The following is a 7,728-nucleotide window of genomic DNA, read 5'->3' as shown; positions in this document are numbered from 1 at the left end:
GATCAAGGAGGAAGATTTCCAGGATACGAAAGAGCTTATGTAAATGATGATTATGTTAAGTCAGTTATAAAAGCTGGAGGAATTCCAGTAATACTTCCATTAATAAATAATGAAGATGATATAAAATCTCAGTTAGATATGGTAGACGGAGTTATAATGTCAGGAGGACATGATGTAAATCCGTTATTGTATGGGGAGGAGCCTTCTCAAAAGCTTGGAGGAATTTTACCAAAAAGAGATGATTTTGATATTAAGTTAATAAAGCTAGCTATGAACATGAAAAAACCTCTACTTGGGATTTGTAGAGGACATCAAATATTAAATGTGGCAAATGGAGGAAGTCTTTATCAAGACTTATCTTTTATAGAGGGATGTTATGTAAAGCATGATCAAGGATCTCTTACAAATATACCAACCCATACTGTAAATACAAAAGAAGGAACAAGGTTAAGAGAGATTTTAGGAGAAGAGATTCATACTAATAGTTTCCATCACTTAGCAGTTAAAGATGTAGCAGAAGGATTTATGGCATGTGCTTTTGCAAAAGATGGAGTAGTGGAAGCCATAGAAAAACTAGGGGAAGAATTCGTAATGGGAATACAATGGCATCCAGAAATGATGGCAGAAGAGAATGAAAACATGCTTTCAGTATTTAGAAAACTAATAGAGGAAGCCACAAAGAAAATTTAGATTTAATTTGGGGAAGGGGGATCTTTTATGGATAATAAGAAAAAATTAGGTTTTTGGAGCATTGTGCTATTAGGTATAAACGCAATTATAGGGTCAGGTATATTTCTACTACCAAATCAAGCTATGACTTTAATAGGTCCAGCTAGTATGCTAGTAATAATTTTTGATATGTTACTTGTTATCAGTATTGCCATATGTTTTGCGGAAGTAGGGGGAATGTTTAAGAAGAATGGAGGACCTTATGTTTATGCAAGGGAAGCTTTTGGAGAGTTTATAGGGTTTGAAGTTGGGTTTATGAAATGGGCTATAAGCATCATAGCTTGGGCAGCTATGGCGGTAGCATTTTCCACAGCTTTAGGAAAGATATGGCCAGCAGCTACAGATAAAACTGTAAGTAATATAATAGTAGTTTCTATTTTAGTAGGACTTGGAATAGTAAATATATTAGGGGTAAATATATCTAAAGCATTAAATAATATAATAACATTAGGGAAGTTAATACCTCTTATAATGTTTGTAGCCATAGGTATATTCTTTATAAAGGGAAGTAATTTTACTCCTGTTTTTCCTAATGGACAATATGAAGCTGGATCCTTTGGAGCAGCAGCACTTTTAATATTTTATGCCTTTACAGGATTTGAATCCATAGCTGTGGCTGCTGAGGATATGGATAATCCAGAGAAGAATGTCCCAAAAGCTATAATAACAGTTATGATAATAGTTTCATTATTTTACTTACTAATACAAGGGGTATCTATAGGAATATTAGGAGAGGGCTTAGCTAAGACCCAAACTCCTGTAGCTGATGCAGCTACTTTATTTCTTGGATCTTTTGGAGGGGCCATAGTTAGTGCTGGTACTTTAATATCCATAGGGGGAATAAATATAGCAGCTTCCTTTATAACTCCGAGAAGTGGGGTAGCATTAGCGGAGGATGGATTAATTCCAAAGGTTATAGCTAAGAAAGGAAATAGGGGAACACCCTATGTTTCTATAATTATAACAGTAGCCTTAGCTATACCTATAGCTTTATCTGGAAGTTTTACAAAATTAGCGGCTATAAGTGTTGTGTCTAGATTTGCTCAATATGTACCAACTTGTCTTGCTGTCATAGTTTTAAGGAAAAAGAGACCAGAGCTTAAAAGCTCGTTTAGAGTTCCTTTTGGTCCAGTAATACCAATAATTGCAGTGGTGGTAAGTGGGTGGCTTCTTATACAATCATCCATGGATCAAATATTATGGGGATTTGGTGGACTAATAGTTGGAGTACCTATATATTTTATTATGAAAAGTTATAATGATAAACAAAATAAAACTATAGGTTAAAAATAAAAGGTTAGAGAGGAGAGGTACTTTGAATAAAGAGGGATATATTAAACTTCTAAGAGAGGAAGTTGTACCTGCCTTAGGATGCACAGAACCTATAGCAATAGCTTATGCTACTTCTAAATGTAAGGAGTTATTAGATGATGAAATAGAAAGCATAGAATTATTTTTAAGTGCAAATATAATAAAAAATGCTTTAGGAGTTGGAATACCTGGAACGGGAATGATAGGTATTGATATAGCAGCAGCTTTAGGATATATAGGTGGTGATTCTAAGTTAGAACTTCAGGTATTAAATAATATTAATAAGGAAGACTTAGATAAGGCAAAGATCATGGTTAATGAAGGAGTAGTAAAAACCACTATAAAGGATAATTGTGATAAACTTTACATAGAAGTTCACTGCAAGTCTAAGAATCACTTGGCAAAGGTAGTCATAAGTGGTAATCATAGTAATATAGTTAAAATAGAACTTGATAATAAAGTGATTTTAGATAATGAGGATAAAGGTGATAAAAGTAAAGAAGAAAAAATAGGGAGAAAAATTACAATAGATGAAATTTATGATTTTGTAACTACTGTAGACTTTGAGAGTATTAGTTTTCTGTTAGAAGGAGCTAAAATGAATAAAGTTGTGTCTCAGGAAGGATTAAAAGGAGATTATGGACTTAATGTAGGAAAAAAACTTTTAAATCCTAAAACTTTAGTTTTAGGAGGAGAAACACTACAGAATAAGATGGTGGCTAGTACCGCTGCAGCATCAGATGCTAGAATGTCTGGATGTACCATGTCTATAATGACCACAGCGGGGAGTGGAAATCAAGGGATAACTGCTACAATACCGGCTGTTATCTTAAGTGAAGAGCTAGGGAAGAGTGATGAAGAGTTAGTGAGAGCTTTAGCTATGAGTAATCTTGTAACTATACATGTTAAGTCTTATATTGGAAGGCTATCACCTTTATGTGGAGCAGGTATAGCAGCTTCTATAGGGTCATGTACAGCTATTACTTATCTCCTTGGAGGGGAGCTTAAAAATATAAATTATGCTATAAAAAACATGATAGGTGATATTTCAGGAATTATATGCGATGGAGCGAAAACCACTTGTGCTTTAAAAATTGCTACTGGAATTAATGCTGCAATACAATGTGCCACCTTAGCACTAAATGATATAGAACCTAGAGAAAGCGATGGTATAGTTCATAAGGATGTGGAAGAAACTATAAAGAATTTAGGGACGCTTGGAATAAGAGGAATGGAAAGTGCAGACAAGGTTATCTTAAATATGATGTTAGAAAAATAATTAAATAAAATTTATAGGGTTTCTAGCTTGAATCTTAACTTATACCTGTGCTTAAATCATTGATAGATTTTAAATTGTGTATAAAATAAGTTTTAAGTTAAAAACCCTATATTTATGTTTAATGAAAAACTTCTTACTATTTTTTAAATATTTTTTCTTTACATATTCCAAGATCATACCATTCACAGCTACCACAAATATTTTCAAATATATCATAGGTAATTTTACTATTTATAAATTCTATAGTATGGTGAAAGTTATAAACTCCATTAGGCTTTAAGTTGAATTTAGAAAGAACTTTATTGTCCATAGCTATGATTTTTTCATTAGAATTACAGTTAAATTCATCTATTTTGTTAGGACAACATTCACATATAGAATCATTATGAGTTTGTAATTGAAATAATATAGAAAAGTCATTATTTAAAGCATCATAAATTTTATCCATATTTTTAGTGAAGAATTCATCATAACCTTTACCTTCGTATCCTTGAAGGCATAGTAGATGGTGAGGTCTTAATTTTATCATTTTACCTCTCCTTTAGTTTAGCTTTAAAGATAAAGATTTTAATAATCTTTTTCTTACCTCTAGTCCTAAGAAAGCTGCTAAAAATACCATTACTATATCTTTAATTATAAAAGGATAGAATCCATAAATTAAAGCTGTATTTATAGAAAGATTAGAAACATAGGATAATTGAATAACACCGAAGGCATAATCTATAAGAACTGCTGCAAAAGTTAAAATAAAGAATAATAGGGTGTTTTTCTTTTCTACGGCATAGCCAATGATTCCCGCCATGACTGGGAACCCTATTAAGTACCCTCCTGTAGGACTTACAATTGCACTTAATCCACTAGACATTCCAGAAAATACAGGTATACCTATAAATCCTAATAAAAGATAAATTATAAGGGATAAAAACCCTAGCCTTTTACCTAGTATAGTTCCTATTAATACTACAGCAAAAACTTGCAGTGTAATGGGAACGGAAGTAAATGGTAAAGGTATAGATATTTGAGATAACACTGCCATAATAGCAGCAAAAAGTCCAACTAGTATAATTTCATTTAAGGTAAGTTTAGTATTCATAGTAATCCTCCAATGTAAACTTTGCAAAATTAGTAGGTTTACATTAATTTTATAAGGTTCTTGTATCATTGTCAACTAAATTATAAAATGAGTTGACATTGAAATCATAAAAAATTTTTTATTATAATAATTTCCTAGGCAGTTAAAACTTATATTTATAGTATAAATCCCAATTTAGAAATATAAAGCTAAAGTTAATTTTATATAATTATATAAGATTAAAAAGTGTCTAAGAAAAATCTGTTGTTTTTGTTGCATATATTGATAAAATATGACAAAATAATTATATACCTAATTTTACTATAAAGTATAAATGGAGGAATCATGCAAAAGGTTGTTAGGAATTTAAGTAAAATTCTTGTAATTATATTTATGTTTAATTTTATATTTTCTATTGATATTGTAAAGGCTAAATCTATGGATAAGGGATTTAGGTTTAATAGAATAACTTTAGAGGATGGGATATCCCAAGGATCTATAGAGGGAATAATACAGGATGAAGAAGGCTACATGTGGTTTGCTACTGCAGATGGATTAAATAGATATAATGGTTATGATTTTAAGGTATATAAATATAAGGATGAAGATGACAATAGTCTTACCTCCAGTTATATAGGTACCTTAATAGAGGATAGCGATGGTTACTTATGGGTTGGGACAAACTTAGGATTAAATAAATTAGATACTTATGATGATACTATAACTAGATATGTAAGCAGACCAGAAGAAAATAATAGCTTATCAAATAATAATATAATATCCCTTCTAGAGGATTCTAAAGGTAATATATGGGTTGGAACTGAAAATGGATTAAACAAATATAATAAAGAAGATGATAAATTTACCCAATATATGGTTGAAAATAGTCATTTAAGTAATGAATTTATTAATTGTATATATGAAGATAAAGATGGGTTCATATGGATTGGAACTAAGGATGGATTAAATATATTAGATCCTAAAAATAATACTATAAAAAATTACTATAGTGGCAATGATAACAACACCTTAAGTGGAAATTATATAAATAAAATATATGAAGATAAAGAAGGATATATTTGGATAGGAACAAGAGATCATGGATTAAACAGATATGATAGAGAAAATAAGATTCTTAAGAGATATTTGATGGATGAAAATGATAAAAATAGTATTTCTTCTGATATAATACAAGCTATTTATGAAGACGATATGGGAACTCTTTGGATTGGAACTAAGAATGGACTTAATAGATATGATGAAAGTAAAGATAACTTTACTAGATATAAATCCATTAACTCTGATAATAAGACCTTAGTAGATAATAATATAATGAGTATATACCAAGACAAAACAGGACTCATATGGATAGGTACATATAATGGAATAAGTTATTTTAATCCCATGCCCATATTTGAAAATTATAGGAGTGTTCAAGGAGATGAGAACTCTCTAAGTGATAATATGATAAGCGGAATATATGAGGATAAAGAGGGAATCCTCTGGGTTGGAACTATAAGTCAAGGTCTTAATGAGGTAGATAGAAAAAATAATAAAGTTACAAGACACAAATATGATAAAAATAATAATTATAGTATAAGTGACGATAGAATACTTGGAATTACAGGAGATAAAGACGATAATATATGGATTGCCACCAATTACGGTCTTAATAAATATGATAAGAAAACTAAGAAGTTTAAGAGATTTTTATATAATAAAGATGATGAAAATTCTCTTGTAAATAATGAGCTTAGATATTTATATGTGGATGATGAAAATAATTTATGGATTGGATCAAGGCATGGAGTATGTTCTTTAGATATAGATACAGAACAGTTCACTTCTTATAATGAGCTACTAAAAAAAGAAGGGGTAGATGATTTACATATAGTATCTATCCATGAAGATAAAGAGGGAATTATGTGGCTAGGAGCTGCCACTTATGGAGGGCTTATAAGATTTGACAAGGAAAATGATAAAGTAGATATATATAAACATGAAAAAGATAATAAAGAGACCTTAAGCTCTAACAGTATAAGAGGAATAAATGAAGATAATGAAGGAAATCTTTGGATAGCCACAAGCCATGGAGTCAATAAGTTTAATAAAAAATCAGGATTAGTTACAAGATTCACCGAAGAACAGGGACTTAGTAATAACTATAGTTATGGAGTACTTATGGATGAGGAGGATAATCCTTGGATAAGTACAAATTATGGACTTAGTAAATATGATAAAGCTAAGGATAGATTTATAAATTTTACAGAAGCAGATGGACTTCAAAGTAATGAGTTTAATGTTTATGCATTTTTTAAAAGTGAAAATGGAGAAATGTTCTTTGGAGGAATAAATGGAGTTAGTAGCTTTTTCCCTAAGAATATTTTAGGCGTGGTAGAAGATAGTGAAGTAGTTATAGAGGAATTTTTAGTTCAAGGACAAAGTAGACCTATAAATAACAAGATGAGGTTAAAGCATAATGAAGGATACTTTTCCATAGACTTCTTTGTACCAAGTTATGATAAGCTTAGAAAAACTCAATATGCTTATATGCTTGAGGGTATGGATAAAGAATGGATTTATACTGATGATAGGCATTATGCTAGCTATACTAATGTGCCAGGAGGAGATTATACTTTTAAAATAAAGGCAATAAATAAGGATGGAAGCTGGACAGAAGAAACTAAGCTTAAAATTTATGTAGGAACTCCTCCGTGGAAATCTTGGTGGGCATATAGTATATATGTAGGAATAATACTTACTATAATATATTTAATATGGAATTATGTTAAGATACTGGAAGGGCTAGTTAGAATTAGGACAAAGGAACTAAATAATAAGTTGGAGGAAAATAGTATACTCTATAGTAAACTTTTAGAAAATGAGCAATGCAAAAATGATTATTTTCTAAATCTTTCTCATGAGCTTAAAACACCACTAAATGTTATATTATCTGCAGTACAGCTTATAGATAGTAAGATTACCATGGATAACTTAACAAAATTTGATACTAGCAAATATATGGGGATTATAAGTAAAAATTCAAGTAGACTGCTTAGAATAATCAATGATATTATAGATACTTCCAAGATAGAAGCAGGAAGCTATAAAATAAATCCTAGAAAACAGGACATTGTTTATATGGTAGAAGAGGTAGCTTTATCTATGAAATCTTATATAGAAAGTAATGGACTTAATCTTATAATTGATCCTTATGTAGAAGAGAAAGTTGTAAGTTTTGATGCTACAGAAATAGAGAGATGCATTGTTAACTTAATATCCAATGCAGTGAAATTCACTAAAGAAGATGGATATATATATATTTATATTTATGATG

6 protein-coding genes are annotated in these 7,728 nt (G+C 30.4%); 4 read left to right on the top strand and 2 right to left on the bottom strand.

Annotated features, from left to right (window positions below; genetic code table 11):
* The 3 genes from AB2369_RS09400 to AB2369_RS09390 all read left to right on the top strand — a co-directional run.
* Positions 1 to 690, top strand: a 690-nt coding sequence (locus tag AB2369_RS09400) for a gamma-glutamyl-gamma-aminobutyrate hydrolase family protein (protein WP_367666227.1), incomplete at its 5' end; no start/stop codon positions are given.
* A gap of 27 nt (positions 691 to 717) precedes the next feature.
* Positions 718 to 2,016, top strand: coding sequence for an APC family permease (locus AB2369_RS09395; RefSeq protein ID WP_367666226.1), 1,299 nt, complete (start codon positions 718 to 720; stop codon positions 2,014 to 2,016).
* 28 nt (positions 2,017 to 2,044) lie between these two features.
* The gene (locus AB2369_RS09390) at positions 2,045 to 3,319 is read left to right on the top strand and encodes a serine dehydratase subunit alpha family protein (RefSeq protein WP_367666225.1); all 1,275 of its coding nucleotides are present in this window, start codon (positions 2,045 to 2,047) and stop codon (positions 3,317 to 3,319) included.
* Positions 3,320 to 3,455: 136 nt separating this feature from the next.
* Here AB2369_RS09390 and AB2369_RS09385 read toward each other — a convergent pair whose 3' ends face one another.
* Together AB2369_RS09385 and AB2369_RS09380 are read right to left on the bottom strand one after the other, a co-directional pair.
* Entirely contained in the window at positions 3,456 to 3,848 is a 393-nt protein-coding gene (locus tag AB2369_RS09385; RefSeq protein ID WP_367666224.1) for a DUF1284 domain-containing protein, read from the bottom strand.
* A gap of 12 nt (positions 3,849 to 3,860) precedes the next feature.
* Complete coding sequence (locus tag AB2369_RS09380) at positions 3,861 to 4,412, bottom strand: biotin transporter BioY (RefSeq protein ID WP_367666223.1); 552 nt, start codon at positions 4,410 to 4,412, stop codon at positions 3,861 to 3,863.
* A 324-nt stretch (positions 4,413 to 4,736) separates the two neighbouring features.
* Between AB2369_RS09380 and AB2369_RS09375 the strand changes: the two genes are divergently transcribed.
* Positions 4,737 to 7,728, top strand: a 2,992-nt coding sequence (locus AB2369_RS09375; protein ID WP_367666222.1) for a two-component regulator propeller domain-containing protein, incomplete at its 3' end; no start/stop codon positions are given.

The sequence above is a fragment of the Clostridium sp. genome (assembly GCF_040797585.1).
In the GTDB taxonomy this organism is placed as follows: domain Bacteria; phylum Bacillota; class Clostridia; order Clostridiales; family Clostridiaceae; genus Clostridium_Z.
The sequence above is the reverse complement of the archived record's forward strand: the minus strand, read 5'-3'. Positions and strand labels throughout refer to the sequence as shown.